Raw genomic sequence first — 22,329 nt, forward strand, 5'->3', positions numbered from 1 at the left:
TAGAATGAACAGGTATATATTAATGGTCCTGGCTCACTTTGTGTGCCATATAAACCATTGTTAACATACAGAAAATGAATGCCTGGATAGATCCGACAAAGATTGAGAATCCCTGCCAAACAAGTGTTGGTATAACTGCGGCAAGCATTCCGCCTACACCGGCATGTGCAAGACCTCCGACAAGCAATGTCAGCAGGATCTCACCGGCGTAAATGTTACCGTAGAGACGAAGTCCCAGTGTCAGAGTATTTGCAAACTCTTCAATGATTTTCAATGGGAACAAGAAAGGCATTGGCCTGATAAAATCCCGGCCATATTCTCCTACTCCTTTAAGCTTTACGCCATAGTAATGCGAAAGCCCGACTACCATTGCCGCTAATGTTAAGGTGATAACAGGATCGGCTGTTGGCGATTTCCACCATAAAGTGTGATCATAAGTGATCGCGAACGGAAGTCCGAGCATGTTTGATACAAAGATATACATGATCAGGGTTAATCCAAGGATATGGAATCTTCCGCCTGTCTTCCAGTCCATCGTACTGTTAATGATATTCTTAACAAAATCCATAACCCATTCGAAGAAGTTTTGCATCCCCGTTGGTTTCATGGCCAATCGACGGGTTGAAAGCAGAGCAATAATGAAGACAATAGCACTGGCCACTGTAATCATCAGTATGTTTGATAAGTTAAAATTCAATCCTAAAAATTCTTTTATAGGAGCTTCATGATGCAATAGTGTTCACCTCTCTTCCCGCTATTTACGTAATTGAAAAGATTGAAGAAAATAATCTATCATAATGACAATATAGGATGTCATTAATCCAAATACCACACTGATCAGATGCAGCTTTTCAGGATATTCCAGAGCGATCATAACAGCAAATACTGCTGTAGCCATCCTGGATACCGTTCCAAGTGAACGCACCTTCTCGCCTCTCTCGACTGCCTCTCCAAATTGCAGCGCCTTTCGTGAAATCAGCCACAAATTGAACAGACTTAAGCATGTCCCGAAGATCAAGCCCAGAAAAATAGATTGATAAGGTGTAAAACCCCAGCCGAGAACATATACAGACAACAAAAGGAATATGTATTTTCGCTGTCTTTGAAAAGTTGCTTTGATTTCCGGCATGATGTTCATTCTCCTGTGAAAAAATGTTGGATTAGGCGAAGCATGGCGTAAATCCCGACGCCCAGCCCAATGAACAAGCCGATTAATAGGAATAAAGGCTCAGTTCCTGCCTTGCTGTCAAGCCATCTTCCGGCGAAAATGCCAATGAGCGTGGAACCTACTAACTGGGAAAGAATGGCGGACATTAAGGCCATCGCCTTAAATGGGTTGCGGTCTTTTTGACGCATTAAAACGCATCCTCCCTTAAAGAGAATGGTAAGAGGGTTTTGAGGCCGTAAAAAATCAGTTAAACATCATGCAGAAGTGGGAAATATGTCTGCAAAAATATTTTGAAAACCCTATCATCTTTTACCCTTTGTAAGCATACAATAGGGCTTTGTCAATGTCAATGCGTTTGGAGTGAAAAAGTTCACAAACAAAAAGGTAAAAATATGGTATGTTCACATATTTATCACATTTAATTTTCCCCTTTTATATTGAAAAAGGAGCGAGAATCTGCATCGCTCCTGAAAACCTTTTTTCGCTTACTTTTTGATCTCCTCTGCTTCTGAAGGCACCGGATCCCCCAGCTGGCCATCCGGCCTCACAAATATATAAGTTTCAAGCCAATCTTCCCGGCCAGCCTTTTTAGCAAACACCTTCGCCAGGTAAAGACCCGGCCCTGGCAGCTTTTCTGCAGGGATTTCCTGCAGCAGCTGTCCCTTGCCGGCATTTCTTTTCCAATCCAGAAATCCCATGAACCGAAGGCTTTCCGAATCAAACATCGCAATTCCGAACTCCTCCGCACCGCCAGGCAGATATACTTCATACCGATACGTTCCCGGTTTATCCCCTTTGCCAATTCCGAATCCCATCACCCTTGGGTAATCAGGCTCCTCAAGTACATACAGGTATGGAACATGGATACTTTCAGAACCTGCTTTCAATAGTAGGTACCCGTCATGGATCTTATTCTTTAAAAGGGTCGGATCTGCAGACATTTTGATTTCGACCTTTTTCTTTTCACCCGGATTCAATCGGAAGGTCATTGGCATTTCCCAATTGATGCCCTGCTCCTTATAAGGTACGGAAAAGGAATAAGACTGCGTTTTTCCACTTATATTTTCAACCGTTATAAAACTGCTGTGGTCATGCAGCCTGTCTGCGATCTGAAATTTGCCGAATTGCATGGAAGCCGGTAATACAAGCGTTTCTGCCTTCAGCGCCTGATCAAGCTGTATCCTGCCGGCCCCCTGCTCATAGGTTCTATATGTCCGTCCTTCCGAGTTCCTTATTAGCTTAGCGGTATTCATGAGTGCTGCCTTAATCTGTTCCGGTCCCCATTCGGGATGTGCCTGTTTCAGGATGGCACAGGCACCAGCCACATGCGGAGCGGCCATACTTGTCCCCTGAAGCGGCAGGTAGCCGCCGGGAATCGTGCTATTTATGGCGACCCCCGGCGCCACAACATCCGGTTTAATTTCCCATGTGGATGTAACAGGTCCGCGGGAGCTGAAGTCGGCCAGGATGTCCCTTTCTTCTATTATATTAGTCCGGGCAAGGAGCCTTCCCTTTTCTTTTAAAAGCTTCTTGATCCTCTCGCCTTCTTCCTTTGAAAGCGCCGCTGCCGGAATAGTAACCTCGCTGTCCAGATTGCCGAAGAATCTGCCTTTTGTGTTATTATAAATAATAATTCCCTCTGCGCCTGCTTCCATCGCATGGACAGCTTTATCCGTAAACGTCATTTCCCCTCTTTCCACCAGTACGATTTTTCCTTCCGCATTCTTCAATTCAACCGTATGCCCGAGTCCTCCATCGACAATTTCATATGAGCGATCAAATTCCCACTCCCTTGAACCCTGCAGCAAATCAAGGCGGATTTCGTGTCCATTTATACTCAATATCGGCACCTTGATTGTTGGTGTAGAGGCTCCGACAGAAATTGCTTTCGACGCCGTTCCTGGAGATCCCACTGTCCAAATATTTGGCCCCGAATTTCCTGATGAAGTGACAGCCGTTATTCCTTTTTCAACCGCTTTATTCAGAGCCATGCTTATCGGAAGGTCTGGCCCGTTTACGTTGTTTCCCAATGAAAGGTTTAACACATCCACTTTATCCTTAATAGCCTGTTCGATGGCTGCTATTACTTGTTCTGTTGTTCCGCTTCCGCCTGGTCCGAGAGCCCTGTAAGCGATAATAGTTGCTTCCGGTGCAACGCCCTGAATCCTGCCATTTGCCGCAATAATACCCGCGACGTGAGTGCCGTGCAGCGTGCCTTGTCCCCCGGCAGCCTTTGTTTCCATCGGATCCTTATCATTATCCACCAGATCGCGCCCGCCGCCGTAGCTTCTTCGCAAGTCAGGATGGTTGTAATCAATGCCGGTGTCAATCACGCCGACTTTCACACCCTTGCCTGTGAGACGCTGATTATTTTCATCATAATAGCCTCTGGCATTAAGGCCGCCAATCAGCTTGATATTGTCATTGGAATGAACATGGTACGTATTAACCGGTGAAACAGAAGTGACTGACTCTAGCTTTTGCAGACTTTGCAAAGCAGATGATTTTCCTTTAACCGAAAAGCCGTTTAAAGCCTGATTGAATGTATGCCTGATTTGCAGCTCAGGATTTTGTTCGATCATTTGTTTTATTTCCTGTTCCTTCTTTGCGTCACTTAATACAACGATTGCCACTTTTTCTATATCAGGTGACTCTTCCGGTATAGGAGGGTGTGAAAGTGTCCGGGCAGAAACAGGAGTTTGACTGAAGAATAATGACATGACGGTTAGAAGCAGAAACAATTTTTTCATATAAAAACCCACCCTCTTTTTGTTTTAGGGTGGGCTGTATTGATGCCTTGTATGCGTAAATCAATATAAAATTAAGGCTAGTTCAGGGATTCATAGACAATATTAGCAACTTGTTTAGAAAGAGCACCTGTACTCCTGTAAGATCCGCTTGATAAAGGACCATTGTTTTGTTTGTTCGTCAGCAGGATAATCTGAAGGTTTTCCTCTGGGTCTATAATAATCTGTGTTCCAGTAAAACCAGTATGGCCAAAGGCTTTGTCAGAATAGTGATCTCCCATGTACCAGCTTTTGTCCAGCTCCCAGCCATATCCCTGGCCAAAGCGCTGAGGAGAGGTAAAGAGATCAATCACTTCTTTATCATACATGTTTGCTTTTCCATATGTTCCGCCATTTAACATGGTCTGGCCCAATACAGCAAGGTCCCTTGCTGTCGAAAATAAACCGGCATGGCCAGCAATACCTTTATTGCCATAGAAGCTATTTCCATCATTAACTTCTCCAACTAGGGTGTAATTCCTCCAGTATTTAAACATATCCGGGCTTTCTTCAACATAGTAACCGAAATTAGGATCATCAATCATTTTATACTCATAAGGATTTCCCCAGGAGGTAGCCGCAATTTTTTTCTTGAAATGTTCTGGTGGAGTAAACATCGTATCATTCATTTTTAAAGGTTTATAAATATTTTCTTCTAAGTACTTATCCAATTTTTGCCCGCTGACCTCTTCAATTAAAAAACCCAGCATCATAAAGCTAAAATCACTATATCTCCTGTCCGTGCCAGTCGGATATTCAAGTGGCAGCTGATTTATATAATTCAGAACCTCTTCCGAATTATCAGCATAAAGGTATGTCGGCTTCCAGGGAGTTAAACCAGAGGTATGTGTCAGCAGGTCAGCTACAGTAATATCTTCTTTTCCATACTGAGCAAACTCAGGAATAAAGTCAGATACCCTGTCATTGACTGAGAGTTCACCCTCACTAACAAGTTTCATTATACCTTGGGTTGTTCCCATTACCTTCGTAACGGAAGCAAGATCAAACATTGTTTTCTTTTTCATTTTTCTAGGGTTTTTAAGCGTTTCCCCCATATCATACTTTTGTGCATTTCCATACGCTTCCTCTTTGACAATCTTTCCATCCTTGGCTACAAGAACTACCGCACCCGGTGTAACACCATCAGCAATAGCCTCCGTAATGGCTTTATCAATACCCTTCAATTGCTCAGGATCAAAGCCAGCCTTTTTCGGGTGGCTATGACTCAATTTCTGGCCGGACCGTTCTTTGGCATTTACCATATTTCCGGAAAAAGCTGCAGAACTTAAGACTAATGCAAGGACAATTAACAATAACCTTAACCTTTTCAAATCTTCATCTCCTTTACAGATATACCAATATACAATATTCTGTATAATTAATAGTATCTATCTTTCTATTGATTATCAATATAGTTTTTTGTATTTTCAGAAAACAGTACTTTTAGATTATAAGAAAAATAAAAAAGCCATCAAATATGATGGCTTTCTTCCTTTATGTATTAAAACAGCTGATTCGGTTCCAGTTTTCCTTTTTGAATTAAACGGTCCCGCTTTTTATCTCTCCACATATCCGTTATGGTGGCCGCTATTAATAATACTGTAAACAGAATTCCCTTTCCTTCTGCCAGCTTAAATACCAGGGCGATAAGACCTTCGGACATGAAAGTGCTCATTAATGAACCCAGCAGCATGATGATCCAGACAATCAATGCTCCTTCTAAAATGGCTAATGCTCTCATTTATTCGACCTCCCGGGTATATAAAATCATTTATGCCAATACCCCGCAGACAGCAGTCTAAACGTGAATCTTGCAATTTGGGCATTCCTTTACTTTCCAAATATCTTCTGCCAGATGCTTTTGCTTTTTTCAGCCTCTAATGCACCGGCTACTTCTTCTACAGACTTCTGTGTCGCCATCAGTTTTTCATAAAGGGAAGTGACTTTTTCACTCTCTTTTTCATAGCCTTGTGCATGGGCATTTCTTAAATCTTCAATAGTGAGTTTGAGCTCATGCACCTCATGTATCAGCTGTTTGTTTTGTTCTCTGATTTTATTCTGGGTAAGACGGGATTGCTCATTTTGCTGCACGAGGAAGCTGACAAGCTTTTTCATATCTGTCAGTTCAGAATTCACATTCACAAGTGAGGTGGTGCTGCTTTCTTCCTCATCCTCCACCGTAATGATGACCGGAATCCCTGCATCCTCAAGCTTTGCTGTGACTTCCTCTTTTTTAAGCCCATCTGAATATAATTTCCGGATAAATTTCAGCTTTTCAATTTCAGAAGCCTGAATTTTATAGCGATTATGTTCTTTCCGGTAGTTTATGTATTCTGCATGCTCCTGCAAATAACGCTTTAAGCTATTTTCAGGTATGTCCGGAAGCGCTTCCTTAAGCTCCTTCATTGTCAAATACTGATTTGCCAACGTCCTCAGCACCTTTCTTGGTATCTTGCCCATCACCCGGCTTCCACCGGGCATTACCCATGACTAACCACCTAACCGCCAACAAAACCACCATGGTTATTTTTGCGGTAAATGCGCCTTTAATAACGTCTACTCTCCCGCTTTTTTATCAACCATGACTACCACGTTTAATCACTTAAGACCATCTGGAAACATTGATATATCAACATTTTGCAAATAACCATCCAACCATCAACCTATTAACCGTTAATTTATTCGTTTTGTTCTGCCTTCCATTTCTTCTATACTCTATCATAACTTTTCCAGCTTTGCGGGGAAAGAGACTTTTAACATAAAAATAAAATAGATTTCTCTGCCCATCATCAACCACCCAACCACCAACATATCAACCGTGGTATTCCTGGGTCAATTATGCCGCTTCTCCCCTCCCCTTTTTGAAAAACTAAAATAAATGCACCTCTTTTTTAAGAGAGGTGCATTTATTTTAGTTTTGCGGTTTATATTCTTGCGGACGATCAATCGTCTGTTTGAAATGGTAGCGGATAGCATCGCAAATTCTCTTGGAAGCATTTCCGTCTCCATATGGATTTACGGCTTTCGCCATTTTTTCATAAGCTGCCCCATCCGTCAGAAGCTCAGTTGCCAGATCATAAATTGGCTGTTCCTCAATGCCGGCAAGCTTAAGGGTGCCTGCTTCAATTCCTTCAGGCCTTTCCGTTGTATCGCGCAGAACAAGAACAGGCACACCAAGTGACGGTGCTTCTTCCTGAACTCCGCCCGAATCGGTCAGAATCAGATGAGCTCTTGAAGCAAAGTTATGGAAGTCTATGACGTCAAGCGGCTCAATCAGATGTATGCGGTTATCGCTGCCAAGAATTTCTGATGCGATTTCCCGTACTGCCGGATTCATATGAACAGGATATACCACTTGGATATCTTTCTGTTCTTCTACCAGCCTTTTAATAGCCGTGAACATATTGCGCATCGGTTCGCCCAGGTTTTCTCGGCGGTGTGCAGTCAGTAGCACAAGGCGGTCATCGCCGATTTTTTCCAGGACTTCATGGTGATACGTGTCTTTAACCGTAGTTTTAAGCGCATCAATGGCCGTGTTTCCGGTGATGAAAATACTTTCGCTCTTTTTATTCTCATTTAAGAGGTTTTCAGCTGACTTGGATGTTGGCGAGAAGTGCAGATCTGCCATGACACCTGTAAGCTGGCGGTTCATTTCCTCAGGAAATGGAGAGTATTTATTCCATGTGCGCAGTCCTGCTTCCACATGGCCGACGACAATTTGGTTATAGAAAGCGGCAAGGCTTGCAATAAACGTTGTAGTGGTATCACCGTGAACAAGCACGATATCCGGCTTTACTTCCTTCATAATCTTATCAAGGCCTTCAAGTCCGCGTGTTGTCACATCCACCAATGTCTGGCGGTCTTTCATGATATTCAGATCATAATCTGGTGTGACCTTAAAAATATTTAACACCTGATCAAGCATTTCGCGATGCTGTGCTGTTACAGTCACAATCGATTCAAAATGCTCAGGGTATTTTTGAAGTTCAAGAACAAGGGGTGCCATCTTAATAGCCTCAGGCCTTGTCCCGAAAATTGTCATCACTTTAATCGGACGATCCATTTCAGCATCCTCCTTTTTAAAAGATATTTTCAATCTTTCCGGTTCACTGAAGCAGAAATTATTTTGTACCGAATAAACGGTCGCCTGCATCGCCAAGACCAGGAACAATGTAGCCTTTTTCGTTCAACTTTTCGTCTAATGCTGCAATGTAGATGTCTACGTCAGGGTGAGCTTCTTTAACAGCTTCTACGCCTTCAGGAGCTGCAATCAGGCACATGAATTTAATGTTTTTGCCTCCGCGCTTTTTCAGAGAATGGATGGCTTCAACCGCAGAGCCGCCTGTTGCAAGCATTGGGTCAACGACGATGAAATCTCTTTCTTCTACATCACTTGGAAGCTTTACATAGTATTCAACGGGCTGCAGGGTTTCCGGGTCGCGATACAAGCCAATATGACCTACTTTTGCTGCTGGAATCAGCTTCAGGATCCCATCAACCATTCCAATTCCTGCGCGCAAAATTGGAATGATTCCCAGCTTCTTGCCTGCAAGCACATTGGATTTCATCGTGCTGACTGGTGTATCAATTGTGATTTCTTCTAAAGGCATGTCACGGGTAATTTCGAATGCCATCAATGTCGCCACTTCATCGACAAGCTCGCGGAATTCCTTTGTTCCTGTACTCTTTTCACGAATGTATGTAAGCTTATGCTGAATTAATGGATGATCAAAAACGTAAACCTTTGCCATAAGTATCTCTCCTTTTTCATTATGCAGATTAGTCGAACCACACTTCGTCTAATTTTACAGAAAAACAATTCCATCGGCAACTATGATTCGTATTTGTAAAAGAAAAGTCATTATTTTAGCTTAGACTATAAAAGCCGGCCTCAAGCTGAGACCGGCTGTTTGATTAATATTCTGGATATAAAGTGAAGCTGCCTGATAAAGCTTCTACGCGCTGTGCAGCTTCCTGAAGCTTTCCTTCATCTTCATGATTTTTCAGTGTGAAGGCGATGATAGATGCAATTTCCTGCATTTCTTTCTCGCCAAAGCCGCGGGATGTAACGGCTGCTGTACCGATGCGGACGCCGCTTGTAACAAATGGGCTTTCCGGATCGAATGGTATGGTGTTTTTGTTGACCGTAATGCCAACCTCATCAAGTACTTTCTCAGCCACTTTCCCTGTTAAGCCAAGGGAGCGGAGGTCAACCAGCAGCAGATGATTGTCTGTGCCCTGAGATACAAGGTCGATTCCTTCAGCCTGCAATGCTTCCGCCAGCTTTTTAGCATTGGAAATGATATTGCCTGCATACGTTCTGAAATCATCCTGAAGCGCTTCGCCGAAGGCAACCGCTTTTGCCGCAATGACGTGCATTAAAGGACCGCCCTGGATTCCAGGGAATATGGATTTATCAATTTTCTTCGCATATTCTTCTTTGCAGAGAATCATGCCGCCGCGCGGTCCGCGCAATGTCTTGTGAGTAGTCGTTGTCACAAAGTCCGCAAACGGAACCGGATTCTGATGAAGCCCAGCAGCTACAAGGCCTGCAATATGAGCCATATCAACCATCAGCATGGCACCGACTTCATCGGCAATTTCACGGAAACGCTTGAAGTCAATTTCACGCGGATAGGCACTTGCACCTGCTACAATTAGTTTCGGTTTATGCTGACGGGCCTTTTCAAGCACATCATCATAATTGATTCGATGAGTTTCTTTATCCACCCCATATTCGACGAAATTATACTGCACGCCGCTGAAATTAACAGGGCTGCCGTGTGTTAAATGTCCGCCATGGGATAGATTCATGCCAAGAACAGTGTCTCCCTGTTCTAATACAGTGAAGTATACAGCCATGTTTGCTTGTGCACCTGAGTGCGGCTGCACGTTCACATGCTCTGCACCGAAAATTTCTTTCGCACGGTCGCGGGCTAAATCTTCGACTACATCCACATGTTCACATCCGCCATAATAACGTCGGCCTGGATAGCCTTCAGCATACTTGTTTGTTAAAACAGAACCTTGTGCTTCCATTACCGCTTCACTGACAAAGTTTTCAGAAGCGATTAATTCAATCTTTGATCTCTGGCGTCCCAATTCTTCCTGGATCGACTTGAAAACCTGCTCATCTTGCTGTGCTAAATGCTTCATAAGAATCCTCCCTTTTCTCCAACACACTTTTAATAAAGGAAAGCCTCGTTAAGGCCCGCCATTATATGTATCGATCTTAATGTGAAAATTCGTCTTTATTTTAACACGTTTTTTGAAAAAGTGACAGGCACCTATACCAGTTTGGCAGATTGGTATAGGTACCTGTCACCATCCTTTTATTCCCAGTTCCAATAATCCATTTCACCGAGGCGGGGAGAACGAATTTGCTTTTCTTCTTTTAGTTTTAATAGTTCTTTTACCGGGCCGGTGACGACTGCTCCATAGACGGTAAAGCCATTTTTTTTCAGATATTGATGGCGTTCTTTCAGGTGATCGAGTCCTAAAAAGTTTTCATAATAGCTTTGCGTTTCACTTTTTAATAGAGATTCCATCTGCTTCAGCATCAACTTTTTATTTTCTTCTATAAATTCCTCAGTCAGGGTCAATCTAGATTCTGACATATAATCTTCCCCTGCTTCTCTTCCCCCCGTGAGGCCATAAATGGATGTTAATTCAATTGAATTCCCTCCGCTGCCATACCCTGTCTTAAATTCCTTCAGCTCTCCAGTATACAGCGGCATCCACAGGACTTCCAGGTCATAGGGCTTTAAAAGGTTCAGAAGCTCCTCGGGTTCCATGAATGATTGTGTGGAAAAAGCCATTTCCGCCACAGTCCCCTCGTGTACTTTTTCAAGAGATGTCCAGGCACCCGGGTTCACTTCAGCAGAAAGCTTTTTACCGTTATTCGGATTTTCAGGCAGAGAGAAACGGAAAATGTTCTCATTTTGTGGCTCGTATTTCTCGATTTTAACAGTTGAATATGAATTTAACAGCCTCTTTTCAATGTGAACCTCTCCGATTGTCTGAGGTTCTTTCCCGATCTGGCGGGAAATCGGGAAGGACAATTTCTGTGTCAAAAAAGGCGTTAGTTCTTTATGAACAAACCCGCCAAAATCTTCATATACATTCGGATGCTTCCAATCAAGAGCCAGCTTGCTGTAAAAAACATGCTTCTTTTCACTATTAGCAGCATCGGAGATTATGTTCACAGCCATCATATATGCCCAGAACAAAAGCAGACAGGCAGCGATAACCCTTATTACTCTAAATGATAAAGTATACCGGTATTTGACCATGATTTTCTTTTCACGTTCTTTGTTCCAGTCATTCATGTTTTTCCCTCCATTTTTCATCGGCGAGCTGTGACAGCTTTTTCCGGGCCCGATGCAGTGTCACTTTCACTTGATTTTCTGTTAGATCCAGTGCTTCCTGGATCTCACTATAGCTAAAAGACTCAAACTCTCTTAAATATAAAATAGAACGATATTGTTCCGGCAGACAGCTCATAAGGTCTGCGACATTTTCCTTTGATTCTTTGTATAATGCTGAATCCTCAGGCAAGCCGTATGGACTGATCATTTCTCCCTTGGAAAATAAATAGCCGGCAAAAGGAATTTTATTTCTTCTCTGCCGTTTCCGCCATTCATCCAGATAGGCATTCCTGGCCACCTTAAAAAGCCATGCTCTTACATCCTCCTGCTTATAGAAAGAGAGAGAAACCGTTGCCTTAATGAATGTTTCCTGAGTTAAATCTTCAGCTATTTCTTTAGAGCCGGACATCTTATACAAATAGTAATAAAGCGTTCTGGCATAATTACGGTATAAATCATCCAGCCGATTCCCCCTGCTTTCCTTCAACGGCTTCTTCCCCCTTTCTCATTAAAAGCTGCACTATATACACGTTCTTCCTGGTTGAATGTTACACGTTATATAAAAAAAAGTGACAGGTACCTATACCAGTTGATGAAGTGGTATAGGTACCTGTCACCCAACGGAATATTTAAAGCCCCAATCATCAAATGATCGGGGCAGCTAATTGGTATTAAATCTTCTATCTGCAGGATTCGTTATCAGATTTTCGTTCATAGATAGCCCGGGCCCCGCCGATGAGTTTCGGCCTAGTTTTGGCCAGGGTGACGTGCGCCTCGCCGATTGATTTTTGAGAGGTCCTGATGGGAACCGCTACATGCTTCAGGTGCATGCCGATCAGGGTATCTCCGATGTCGATGCCCGCATCTGCCTTGATAAATTCGACCATGACGGGATCTTCAAAATGTTCATAGGCGTATGTCGCCATCGCGCCGCCAGCCTTGCGGTGAGGAATGACAGCCACTTCCTCCAGGTTTTTCGCCTCGGCCACTGCCCGTTCAACCACTAATGCCCTGTTCAAATGCTCACAGCATTGAAAGGCAAGAGCAGCCCCTGTGTCCTGGCGGAGCTTGTCCAGCCGCTCAAATATCATTTCAGCCACTTGTTCCGTTCCGGCTGTGCCTATTCTTTTCCCGGCGACTTCACTTGTGCTGCAGCCCACTGCAAGAATATGCTTTTCATTTAAAGGAACTTGTTCGATGAATTCACGAATGATTGTATCCAACTCTGTTTTCCATTGATCGATCAAAAAGCCCACCCTTTCGAAAGTTTACTTCGTTTCGTAAGCAGTAATCTTTCCGACACGGTTTTCATGGCGGCCGCCTTCAAAATCTGTTGAAAGCCATACTTTTGCAATTTCCCGGGCAAGGCCAGGGCCAATTACCCGTTCACCCATAGCGAGGATATTGCTGTCATTATGTTCACGGGTTGCTTTTGCACTGAATACATCATGCACGAGCGCACAGCGGATTCCCTTCACTTTGTTGGCAGAGATGGACATGCCGATCCCGGTTCCGCAGATCAGAATGCCTTTATCAAATTCACCGCCTGCAACCTTTTCAGCAACAGGCAATGCATAATCCGGATAATCTACCGAAGTTTCGCACTCACAGCCAAAATCCTCATATTCAATGCCCATTTCATCCATCAGGTTTTTTATTTCTTCGCGGAGATTAAGTCCCCCATGGTCTGATGCAATTGCAATTTTCATAATGAAACCCTCCAGTTTGAAGCCGCTTTATTTTTGACACATTATGCTCTTATTTTGACACAAAACCTTGAAAATATAAAGAAAGGGAGCCTTATTTGGGCTCCCTTATAGTTTAAATTTAGTAATAGTGCTGTTTAATTTTTCTGCCTGCTCCTTTAGCTCGATGGCGAGCCTTTCCACATTGCCGATTACAGCTGTCTGCTGCTGAGTGGCAGCTGAAACCTCCTGTGCTCCTGCTGATGTTTCTTCCGCAATGGCCGCTACTTCCTGTGTTTGGGTAGATGTATGCTGGATGCCTTCCATTTGGTTATCCACCAGCCCTGAAATGGCAGACACTGAAGCAGCCATTTCATTGACCACTTTCGCCATTTCCTCAATTACTTCATTTGTTTTTGTGCCTTTTTTCACTTCATTATTAGCAGTCTCCACCTGATAAGAGATTTGCGTAACAACATTACGGACCTCTTCCTGAATGTTTTTTATCAGTTCAGAAATGCCCTGGACTGCCTGCGCACTTTCATCTGCAAGCTTCCGAACTTCTTCAGCGACCACGGCAAACCCTTTGCCATGGTCCCCCGCACGGGCTGCTTCAATAGAAGCATTTAAAGCGAGAAGGTTTGTCTGTGCGGCAATGTCACCGACCAGCTGGATTATCTGCTCTACCTTTACGGCGTTTTGCTCAAGTCGCTTTACTGTCTGGAGTGATTCCTCATTATCCTGAGCCAGTTTTTCTATGCCGGAAATAAGTGAATGAATCACTTTCTTTGATTCCATCAGGTCCTGAACCATTTCACCGGAAACATTTTGTGAGGCTTTTGCTGTATCCTGAACTTCCTGGGCTATGCGCAGGACATCTTCCATGGATTCAGCTGTTGACTGAATGGACACGGCTGAGCTATCTGCTCCCTGGGAAATCTCACTGATCGTTCTGGCAATTGCATCTGCCTGCTCTGCAGCTGCAGAGGACTCAGAAGACATGGCAATGACTTTTTCATTTGTTTCTCTAAAGTTCTCGTCAATCTTATGAACCATATCTCTTAAATTGGAAAGCATATGGTTGAACGCAATGCCCAATGACCGGATTTCATCATCCGATGCTGCAAGCTCTGCATCCTGGCCGATATCGCCATTGGCAGCCATGAGTGCTGTTTTTTCAAGTTTCTGCAATGGTTTGATGATAAAGCCTGCAGCAAAAAAGGCAAGAACCCCTGACCAGAAAATCCCCATCCCTAAGGTTAATATAGTAAAAACAGCCTCTCCAAATGGAAGCATCTCATCTATGCTTGGATATAAAAAATAGAGAAATCCAGCACTTGTTGTGTATGTAATGATGGCCAGCAACGTGATGAATAATACGAGTTTTTTTCTAAGGCCGAACTTATAGACCTTTTTCTCCCCCATTATAGTATCCCCCTGATTAATCTTGTCTCTTTATGCGATCCAAAATTTGATCAATCGCTTCTGTCAGATCTTTAAAGGTACTTCTATATATCTCAACCGGTCCCCCATATGGATCAATAATATCTCCCGCAGCACCAGCAAATTCTTTTAATGTAAAGGTTTTGCCCTCTGCTTCAGGAAACATGGACAGGACCGTATTTTTGTGGCCGGCTGTCATCGTTAAAATATAGTTCGCCCATACTATTAAATCTTCACGCATACTGGACGACTGATGCTGCAGCTGAATTCCGTTCTCCTCCAGTACACTTTTCGTATTCGCGGACGCCTCACTGCCGTCTGCTGCAAATACGCCGGCTGACTTCACTTCCACACCGGGAATCGTTCTGCTTTTTAAAATGGCTTCTGCCATCGGGCTTCTGCATGTATTTCCCGTACAAACGAATAATACATTGGCCATAGAATCTCTCCCTCCTTTATATCGGTTTATTACGATAAATCTTTATCCAACTTTTCTTACATTATAAGACAAATTTCCCATAAACACCTATAGCTCCCAAGCAAAAAAAGAAAAAAGGGCAGCCCGCACCCTTCTCATTTTTCACAAAATATTAACATTTAAACACAGACGAACTTCTATAAAAATAACAGCTTTACCCCGAAAGCCAGGAGGATGGCGCCTCCTAGAGCTTCGCTGTAGGAGCCGATCCAGCTTTGTACTTTTCTGCCGGTGAGGAGGCCGGCCCATGTGAGGATGGCAGCCCCAGCTCCGAAGAAAACGAGCACCAGGAAGGTTTTAGCTCCGTAGATTCCGAGGCTTAGGCCGACTGAAAAACTATCAAGGCTGACACTCAGTGCAAAAATCAGGAGCCCTATGCCAACCGGTGTTATTAAGCTGTCTTCATCATCTCTGAAGCTTGACCAAATCATCTGCACGCCTAATAAAAGGAGCAGGCCCCCGCCAACGTATCCGGCAATGGCTCCAAATGTATTCGAAAGAAATCTCCCTGCTATCATTCCTATTAACGGCATCAATACATGGAAAAGTCCAATGGTGATGCCGATTTTAGCTATTTGTCTGAGGCGGAGTTTGTACATCCCCATGCCAAGACCTACTGAAAAAGCATCCATCCCCAATGCGAATGCCATTAAACCTAATGTTAAAACTTCCCCAATCATTGCAGACATTTTTCCTCCCCCTCGGACTTGCTAATTCAGCATATGCACGTCCAAGCGGATTTAGAATGCCAGCGTCTTTTTTACAAACTAAAAAACCGCTTCATACTGAAACGGTTTCTTTATTATCTGCTGATGACCCTGTGACCAGCTGCCTTCATCAGGCGGTTCATAATGGCATGCCCGACACCTTCCCCCGGAAACATCTCACAGAAAATAACCTCAGCATCTGTAGTATTGAAATATCTTAATGCTTCATAGAGGGAGCTCGCTACGGTCTCAAGCTTTTCCCGCTGTCCGCAGGCATATACATAGTCAGCATGATAGAATTCCCGATTTTCCACTGTCGTCAGAACGCCAACTGAAAGACCTTCCTGCTTCTTATCATCAACAAAGTGCTGGATATCCTCTCTTGTTCCTTCTACTAAATACAGAGGTGCATCCGGTGCATAGTGACGGTACTTCATCCCCGGAGATTTCGGCGCCTGACTTTCATCGGCTAAGGCCGGGTCTACGCTGACATCGCCCACAACCTCTTCCAGCTGTTCTCTTGTAATGCCTCCTGGCCTTAGGATCACCGGCACTTCCCCCGTACAATCCACAACGGTTGATTCCACACCAACACCAGTCGGACCTCCGTCCACTAAACCGGCAATTCTTCCATTCAGGTCCTCCCAGACATGCTCAGCCGTTGTCGGGCTTGGCCTTCCTGATCTGTTTGCACTTGGAGCAGCAATCGGAAGACCCGTTTTCTTCAGAAGCTCCAATGCCACCGGATGATCCGGCATTCTCACAGCCACTGTGGATAAACCCGCTGTTGCATATTGGGAAAGAACCCCACCCTTCAGAATAAAAATGAGCGTAAGCGGTCCCGGCCAAAATACATTCATGAGTGCCTGTGCATTTTGGGGAATTTCAGTTACAAACCCGTCCAGCTGGGCTTTGTCAGCAATGTGGATAATCAGGGGATTATCACTCGGACGTCCTTTTGCTTGGAATATTTTTTTGACTGCATCGTCATTTTCCGCATTTCCGCCTAGTCCATATACGGTTTCTGTTGGAAAAGCGACCACTTCATTATTTTTTAACAGATCGGCAGCCTGTGAAAACTGTGAATAACTGCCTTCTTTATCCACACTGTTATCCACCGACCATCTTTTTGTAATCATTGTTATCCACCTTCACAAAAAATGTTTTTTTGCTGTCAAAATTCCTTTGTTTTCGACATTTTTTTGAACATTCCTTTGGAAAGTATAGTAGAAGAAGCTGGATAACTCAAGTTTTATCCACAAATTGTGTATAAATAAGATGAATTTGTGTATAACTTTGGAAAGATACCCACAATTCACATGGATAATTTCAAAAAGAAAGAGTTATCCACAGTCAGGATGTGTTTAACGTGCTCTGAGTGGAATAAAACTTCCGGCAAGTCCGCTGTTTCTTCCTGTGTAAAGCCAAGCAGGCTGAAAAAGGCCAGCGAATTCCGCTTATTCGATGCAAGATACAATGCCTCCATGCCCCGATCCCTGGCCAGCATTAATATTTGCTCAAATAAAATAAATAAATCTTTTTCAGTTGCTGTCGGAGTCATCACAAGCGATCTCAAAAGACCGACCTTTCCATGAGGTTCAATTCCCAGGGTAGCCTTAATATCCCCGGAATCATTCTCCATAATTAAAAAATATTCAATTGCTTCTTTTATCCCGTCCGTACTTAAGTTTGCCGATTCCAGAAATGATGCCAGATTCTCCACATCTGAAGCATGAGCACATCTCACTACACCTGTTTCCATTTCTTCACCCCATTTTCGAATTGTCACTCTATGAATATGAAAAAATAGAAAAAGTAGAACTAGAATCAAAAAATATTTTTACATTATGAAAGACTCTATAAAAATGAAACACGGCAGCTGTCTGATACGGCTGCCGTGCTTATATTATTACTATCATATGCATTTTTCCTGCGGCAGGTTTAGTCGTTCGAGTTGCCGCCTTTTCTTCCGATTTCTTCATAGAAATCGCGGTCATGATTTTCACTTGTTGCTTCTCCGCCTTTGCGTCCAATTTCCTGGTAGAATTCTTTGTCATGATTTTCGGATGTTGCTTCTCCGCCTTTTTGGCCTATTTCCTGGTAAAAGTCCTTGTCATGGTTTTCAGCTGTTGCTTCTCCGCCTTTGGAGCCGATTTCCTGGTAGAAATCCATGTCATGGTTTTCAGCTGTTGCCTCTCCGCCTTTGGAGCCGATTTCCTGATAGAATTCCTTATCATGGTTGCGGCTTGTTGCTTCTCCACCCATGCGTCCTCGTTCCTCACGAGACATTTTATCGTTGTTATTATTGTTGTTTTTAGCCATAATCTTTCATCTCCTTTTACGTTTGTGTTTTGTTGTTACACTACTTTAAATATCCGTTTCTAGTAGATTCAAACGCTTGAAAGGAAGATGTTATATGCTTGTCTTAATTGTAATTTATTTTCCACTTTTTAAAACGATTCTAAAGAGAATTGGACGGTGGACTCTGGGTGGTTTTTTGTTGTTTCTGTGTTTGAAGTTGGAACAGGTTCTGACTCTGTGGGCGCTTTTTTGTACTTTTGTATCACAAGTTGGGCCAGGTTCTGACTCTGTATCCCCTTTTTTGTTTCTGTGTCCGAAGTTGACCTTCAAATCCACTTTTTCCGCTCCCGAAATAGACTGAAGGAAGTCCGAAAAAAAACCCTGCTCTGCAGCAGGGCTTACCCGAAGATTTTTTCCCAGATTTCTACTAAGAAAAATTTTACTTCTGCTGGTTCTTCATCTTCCTCTGTATAAACCGGAGGGGTTTCCTTTTCGGAGTCTGTGTCAGCAGCGATTTCTTCTGCTTGCACTACTCCCTTCTTGTCTTCCTCTTCAAAGCCTTCGCTTACAGCTACACCGTTTGAGAAGTCAAGGAAGCATAGTGGAGGGAATAGCACGCACCACCAGTTCGCACCTTTTCCCTCGCCAAGAGTGATTAAGATTGCTTCGTATTCGCCTGCAGGATATAAGAATTGTCCATATAATTTCGTCGGGAAGCTGACTTTTCCAAAGTCGGCATTTACACTTTGGTTCGCTCCTTCTTCAGCTACTACTTGTTCTGCAATCTTCTGAATCTCAGGCAATCTGGACTGGATCAGTTCGCGGGCATCATCGATAGAGGTCAGCTCTGACACCCACTCTGTGATTTCTGCATTTACTGCGTCTCTTACTTTTCTTTTAACTGCCTGGTCCTCTTCATTATCGCTGTTGGCCAGAATGCGCAGCCTGATGGCCTCATTTGGTATTACCATCGGTTCATCAGCTGTCACTTCTGTTTGCGGTATATATAAACTTAAAATGGTTCCTAAGGATAAAATCAGTACATATAATTTCACAATCGTTTTTGTGTTCATCATTTCCGCCACCATCCCTTCACTATCCACAGTGTGGACAGGATGGCAAATTCTTAAACTATTAAAATTAATATTTTTCTAGTTTCTATTAATTTTATTCTTTTCGACAAAATTCGGGTGGTGCCTGTCACCCGATTTCCGCAAAAACCATTCGGTCTTTGCCGTTTATGTCGTAGATGGTTTCGATAGCAGCCTGTGGGAAGGCTTTTTGCAGGAGTGCAGATACTGCTTCACTTTGTCCTGCACCTACTTCGAAGCCGATGAGGGCACGGTCTTTAATGACAGCCGGCAGCTCTGCCGTAAAGCGCTTGTACAGATCCAGCCCATCTTCCCCGGCAAAGAGGGCACGATGCGGCTCATGCTCCGTGACTACATCTGACATCCACTCAATATCCTTTTCTGGGATATACGGAGGGTTTGATAGGATGATATCAAATTTCTTTCCTTTTAAGATAAGGGGCTGCAGAAGGTCTCCTTTGACAAATTCGATTTCAGCGCCATTCTGTTCTGCATTTCTTTCCGCTAGCTCAAGGGTCGGTCCATAGATATCTGTGGCCGTGACCTTCAATTCCGGTTTCTCAAGCTTCATCGTAACAGCAATCGCCCCGCTTCCGGTTCCGATATCCGCCAGTTCAAGACCATTCACAGAGCAGAACAGCTTGTTGATTTTCTGCAAAGCATGATATACCAGTTCTTCTGTTTCCGGCCTTGGAATCAGCACATTTTCATTCACCTCGAAGGTGCGCCCGTAAAATTCCTCAGTGCCGATGATATACTGAACAGGCTGGCCCTCTGCGTGTGCCTGCACAGCACTCTGGAACTCAGACAGGACTTCGGAATTCACTTCTTCACGCAGATTAGCAAGAAAGCTTGCCCTGCTCATCTTCATAAAATGCTGCAATAGCAGCTCACCAGCATTTTCATCACGATTGGACTTCTTTAAAAAAGAAGAAGCCCAGTTGAGGGCTTCGTATACTTTCATTGTTGGATTACTCATTGGATGCACTGTCCAGCTTGGCAGATTGCTCTTCCACGATTAGCGCGTCAATAACCTCATCAAGCTTGCCTTGAAGGATCTGATCAAGCTTCTGAATCGTTAAGCCGATGCGGTGATCGGTTACACGGTTTTGAGGGAAGTTGTACGTACGGATACGCTCAGAACGGTCTCCAGTACCTACAGCTGATTTACGCTGCTGGTCATATTCCGCCTGTGCTTCCTGCTGAAACTTATCATAAACACGCGCACGAAGTACCTTCATCGCTTTTTCTTTATTCTTGATTTGTGACTTTTCATCCTGGCAGGATACAACCGTCCCTGTCGGCAAGTGAGTCAGACGAACAGCTGACATCGTCGTGTTAACACTCTGTCCGCCCGGTCCGCTTGAAGCAAATGTATCCACGCGGATATCTTTTTCATGAATGTCGATTTCCACTTCTTCTGCTTCCGGAAGAACCGCCACTGTTGCAGTAGAAGTGTGGATGCGCCCGCCGGACTCTGTCTCCGGTACACGCTGAACACGGTGTGCGCCATTTTCGAACTTAAGCTTGGAATAGGCGCCATTCCCATTGATCATAAAGATGATTTCTTTATATCCGCCAACACCCGTAGAGCTGGCTTCAATGACATCGATCTTCCAGCCCTGCGCCTCGGCAAAGCGGCTGTACATGCGGTATAAATCCCCCGCAAACAATGCAGCTTCATCACCGCCGGCAGCACCGCGGATTTCCATAATAACGTTTTTATCATCATTCGGGTCTTTAGGAATAAGAAGGATTTTCAAGCGTGCTTCCAGTTCCTCTTTTCTTTCCTCAAGCTCAGCCAATTCTTCTTTTACCATTTCGCGCATTTCTGCATCCAGCTTCTCTTCCAGCATTGCGCGCGCATCCTGATACTGTTCTTTCACTTCTTTATATTCTCGGTAAGTGTCAACAGTTTCCTGAATACCGGACTGTTCTTTTGAATATTCGCGAAGCTTTTTCGGATCATTGACAATTTCCGGATCGCTCAAAAGCTCATTTAATCTTTCATAACGGTCCTCGACAGATTGAAGACGATCAAACACAGCCATTCACCTCAATTTTTTATCCAATAACCGCGGGATTTCCCGTCGGGGTATAGTTCATTTTATTTAAAGCCGCAGCTCCATAACATTCTAATTATAGTATAGCTCATAGTCACAGTCAAAACGATTCATGGCTTTCTTTTGTACAGGAGTTTTCTGAAAAGTCATTGCCTGATGGGACCATTTCCTATATATTGGTTTTATTCTTTAGAAAATATGGAAGCTGGCAGAAGGACCAGCTTTTTTAAATGGAAATGGGGTGAACCGGCATGAAGGCCATTTTATTAGGGATTTGCTCCGCCTTTTTCTTTGCTTTCACTTTTGTATTAAACCGGGCAATGGAAATGGATGGCGGCAGCTGGCTTTGGAGTGCATCGCTCCGCTATTTTTTCATGATTCCTCTGCTCGGTGCTATTGTGGCATTCAGGGGGAATCTGCGGCCTTTATTTGCTGAAATGAAAAAGGCTCCAGGTTCATGGCTGCTATGGAGTTTTGTAGGATTTGGTTTATTTTACGCACCTTTATGTTTTGCAGGAGTCTATGGACCCGGCTGGCTGATTGCCGGAACCTGGCAGATTACCATTATCTCCGGGTCCTTGCTTGCACCGCTTTTTTTCGTTGCGTATCAAACCGGAAGTGGAACGGTGAAGGTAAGAGGGAAAATCCCTTTACGCGGAATGGTGATGAGTCTGGTTATTCTCCTTGGAGTTGCGGTTATGCAGGCTGAGCACGCATCCTCCATTTCAATAAGGGATACGCTGCTTGTCATCATTCCCCTGATTATCGCATCCTTCGCCTACCCATTAGGCAACCGCAAAATGATGGATGTGTGTGAAAATCGGCTGGATGCCTATCAGCGTGTGCTCGGGATGACAATTGCCAGTCTTCCCTTTTGGTTCCTGCTTTCAGCTGCCGCCCTGGCAACAAGCGGAGTGCCCAGTTTCAGCCAGGTCACTCAATCCGGTTTAGTCGCTCTTTTTTCCGGTGTTTTTGCCACTGTACTATTCTTTGCAGCCACAGACCTGGTCCGCGGCAATATGCAGAAGCTGGGGGCTGTGGAAGCAACCCAATCTCTCGAGGTCCTTTTTGCTGTTCTCGGTGAAGTGCTGCTGCTGGCAAGCCCGCTTCCATCCGGAATCTCTTTGACAGGTATGGCCCTTGTCGTTATTGGCATGGTGCTGCACAGTTATGTAACCTCGAACAAAGCCATTGTAAAAAGAAAAGCTGCGTAAAAAAATGCCCTGGTAATCAGGGCATT

General features: G+C 44.0%; 24 protein-coding genes. 1 reads left to right on the forward strand and 23 read right to left on the reverse strand.

Annotated features, from left to right (window positions below):
• Positions 1-19 precede the first annotated feature (19 nt).
• From atpB to prfA, 23 genes are all read right to left on the reverse strand, one after another.
• Positions 20-733: a F0F1 ATP synthase subunit A gene (gene atpB, locus AC6CHU_RS17130; RefSeq protein ID WP_159863240.1), complete on the reverse strand. Its 714-nt coding sequence runs from the start codon at positions 731-733 to the stop codon at positions 20-22.
• A gap of 21 nt (positions 734-754) precedes the next feature.
• Complete coding sequence (locus AC6CHU_RS17135; RefSeq protein WP_159863241.1) at positions 755-1,129, reverse strand: ATP synthase subunit I; 375 nt, start codon at positions 1,127-1,129, stop codon at positions 755-757.
• Positions 1,130-1,134: 5 nt separating this feature from the next.
• Entirely contained in the window at positions 1,135-1,356 is a 222-nt protein-coding gene (locus AC6CHU_RS17140) for an AtpZ/AtpI family protein (RefSeq protein WP_498122484.1), read from the reverse strand.
• A 297-nt stretch (positions 1,357-1,653) separates the two neighbouring features.
• Entirely contained in the window at positions 1,654-3,918 is a 2,265-nt protein-coding gene (locus AC6CHU_RS17145; protein ID WP_498122486.1) for a S8 family serine peptidase, read from the reverse strand.
• 77 nt (positions 3,919-3,995) lie between these two features.
• Positions 3,996-5,285 (reverse strand): serine hydrolase, encoded by a 1,290-nt coding sequence (locus tag AC6CHU_RS17150; protein WP_251283436.1) that lies wholly within the window; start codon positions 5,283-5,285, stop codon positions 3,996-3,998.
• A gap of 170 nt (positions 5,286-5,455) precedes the next feature.
• Positions 5,456-5,695: a hypothetical protein gene (locus AC6CHU_RS17155; RefSeq protein ID WP_159863457.1), complete on the reverse strand. Its 240-nt coding sequence runs from the start codon at positions 5,693-5,695 to the stop codon at positions 5,456-5,458.
• Positions 5,696-5,784: 89 nt separating this feature from the next.
• Positions 5,785-6,360: a hypothetical protein gene (locus tag AC6CHU_RS17160; RefSeq protein WP_251283437.1), complete on the reverse strand. Its 576-nt coding sequence runs from the start codon at positions 6,358-6,360 to the stop codon at positions 5,785-5,787.
• Between the two features lie 505 nt (positions 6,361-6,865).
• Positions 6,866-8,017, reverse strand: a complete 1,152-nt coding sequence (gene wecB, locus AC6CHU_RS17165; RefSeq protein WP_498122489.1) for a non-hydrolyzing UDP-N-acetylglucosamine 2-epimerase — start codon at positions 8,015-8,017, stop codon at positions 6,866-6,868.
• Positions 8,018-8,075: 58 nt separating this feature from the next.
• Complete coding sequence (gene upp, locus AC6CHU_RS17170) at positions 8,076-8,705, reverse strand: uracil phosphoribosyltransferase (protein WP_159863459.1); 630 nt, start codon at positions 8,703-8,705, stop codon at positions 8,076-8,078.
• Between the two features lie 163 nt (positions 8,706-8,868).
• Positions 8,869-10,110 (reverse strand): serine hydroxymethyltransferase, encoded by a 1,242-nt coding sequence (gene glyA, locus AC6CHU_RS17175; protein ID WP_159863460.1) that lies wholly within the window; start codon positions 10,108-10,110, stop codon positions 8,869-8,871.
• 176 nt (positions 10,111-10,286) lie between these two features.
• Entirely contained in the window at positions 10,287-11,282 is a 996-nt protein-coding gene (locus AC6CHU_RS17180; RefSeq protein ID WP_159863461.1) for an anti-sigma factor, read from the reverse strand.
• A complete protein-coding gene (locus AC6CHU_RS17185) occupies positions 11,275-11,808 on the reverse strand; it encodes a sigma-70 family RNA polymerase sigma factor (RefSeq protein WP_159863462.1) in 534 nt (177 codons plus the stop codon). Before AC6CHU_RS17185 ends, AC6CHU_RS17180 begins: the two co-directional genes overlap by 8 nt.
• 193 nt (positions 11,809-12,001) lie before the next feature.
• Complete coding sequence (locus AC6CHU_RS17190; RefSeq protein ID WP_159863463.1) at positions 12,002-12,568, reverse strand: TIGR01440 family protein; 567 nt, start codon at positions 12,566-12,568, stop codon at positions 12,002-12,004.
• Positions 12,569-12,589: 21 nt separating this feature from the next.
• Entirely contained in the window at positions 12,590-13,030 is a 441-nt protein-coding gene (rpiB, locus tag AC6CHU_RS17195) for a ribose 5-phosphate isomerase B (protein ID WP_035327960.1), read from the reverse strand.
• Between the two features lie 105 nt (positions 13,031-13,135).
• Positions 13,136-14,431 (reverse strand): methyl-accepting chemotaxis protein, encoded by a 1,296-nt coding sequence (locus AC6CHU_RS17200; RefSeq protein ID WP_159863464.1) that lies wholly within the window; start codon positions 14,429-14,431, stop codon positions 13,136-13,138.
• 16 nt (positions 14,432-14,447) lie between these two features.
• Positions 14,448-14,888, reverse strand: coding sequence for a low molecular weight protein arginine phosphatase (locus AC6CHU_RS17205; RefSeq protein WP_159863465.1), 441 nt, complete (start codon positions 14,886-14,888; stop codon positions 14,448-14,450).
• 176 nt (positions 14,889-15,064) lie between these two features.
• Positions 15,065-15,616 carry a manganese efflux pump MntP gene (locus AC6CHU_RS17210; RefSeq protein ID WP_159863466.1) on the reverse strand — a complete coding sequence of 184 codons (552 nt, stop codon included), beginning with the start codon at positions 15,614-15,616 and terminating at the stop codon, positions 15,065-15,067.
• A gap of 113 nt (positions 15,617-15,729) precedes the next feature.
• The gene (locus tag AC6CHU_RS17215) at positions 15,730-16,773 is read right to left on the reverse strand and encodes an L-threonylcarbamoyladenylate synthase (RefSeq protein ID WP_498122494.1); all 1,044 of its coding nucleotides are present in this window, start codon (positions 16,771-16,773) and stop codon (positions 15,730-15,732) included.
• Between the two features lie 176 nt (positions 16,774-16,949).
• The gene (locus AC6CHU_RS17220) at positions 16,950-17,396 is read right to left on the reverse strand and encodes a GNAT family N-acetyltransferase (RefSeq protein WP_159863468.1); all 447 of its coding nucleotides are present in this window, start codon (positions 17,394-17,396) and stop codon (positions 16,950-16,952) included.
• Positions 17,397-17,575: 179 nt separating this feature from the next.
• The gene (locus AC6CHU_RS17225) at positions 17,576-17,956 is read right to left on the reverse strand and encodes a KGG domain-containing protein (protein WP_159863469.1); all 381 of its coding nucleotides are present in this window, start codon (positions 17,954-17,956) and stop codon (positions 17,576-17,578) included.
• 377 nt (positions 17,957-18,333) lie between these two features.
• Complete coding sequence (spoIIR, locus tag AC6CHU_RS17230; RefSeq protein WP_236566187.1) at positions 18,334-19,008, reverse strand: stage II sporulation protein R; 675 nt, start codon at positions 19,006-19,008, stop codon at positions 18,334-18,336.
• A 127-nt stretch (positions 19,009-19,135) separates the two neighbouring features.
• On the reverse strand, positions 19,136-19,990 hold the full coding sequence (gene prmC / locus AC6CHU_RS17235) for a peptide chain release factor N(5)-glutamine methyltransferase (protein ID WP_251283451.1): 855 nt from the start codon (positions 19,988-19,990) through the stop codon (positions 19,136-19,138).
• A 7-nt stretch (positions 19,991-19,997) separates the two neighbouring features.
• Positions 19,998-21,071: a peptide chain release factor 1 gene (gene prfA / locus AC6CHU_RS17240; protein ID WP_159863472.1), complete on the reverse strand. Its 1,074-nt coding sequence runs from the start codon at positions 21,069-21,071 to the stop codon at positions 19,998-20,000.
• A 269-nt stretch (positions 21,072-21,340) separates the two neighbouring features.
• Between prfA and AC6CHU_RS17245 the strand changes: the two genes are divergently transcribed.
• Positions 21,341-22,303 (forward strand): DMT family transporter, encoded by a 963-nt coding sequence (locus tag AC6CHU_RS17245; RefSeq protein ID WP_159863473.1) that lies wholly within the window; start codon positions 21,341-21,343, stop codon positions 22,301-22,303.
• Positions 22,304-22,329: the final 26 nt, after the last annotated feature.

Source organism: Cytobacillus sp. GQ23, from assembly GCF_059758675.1.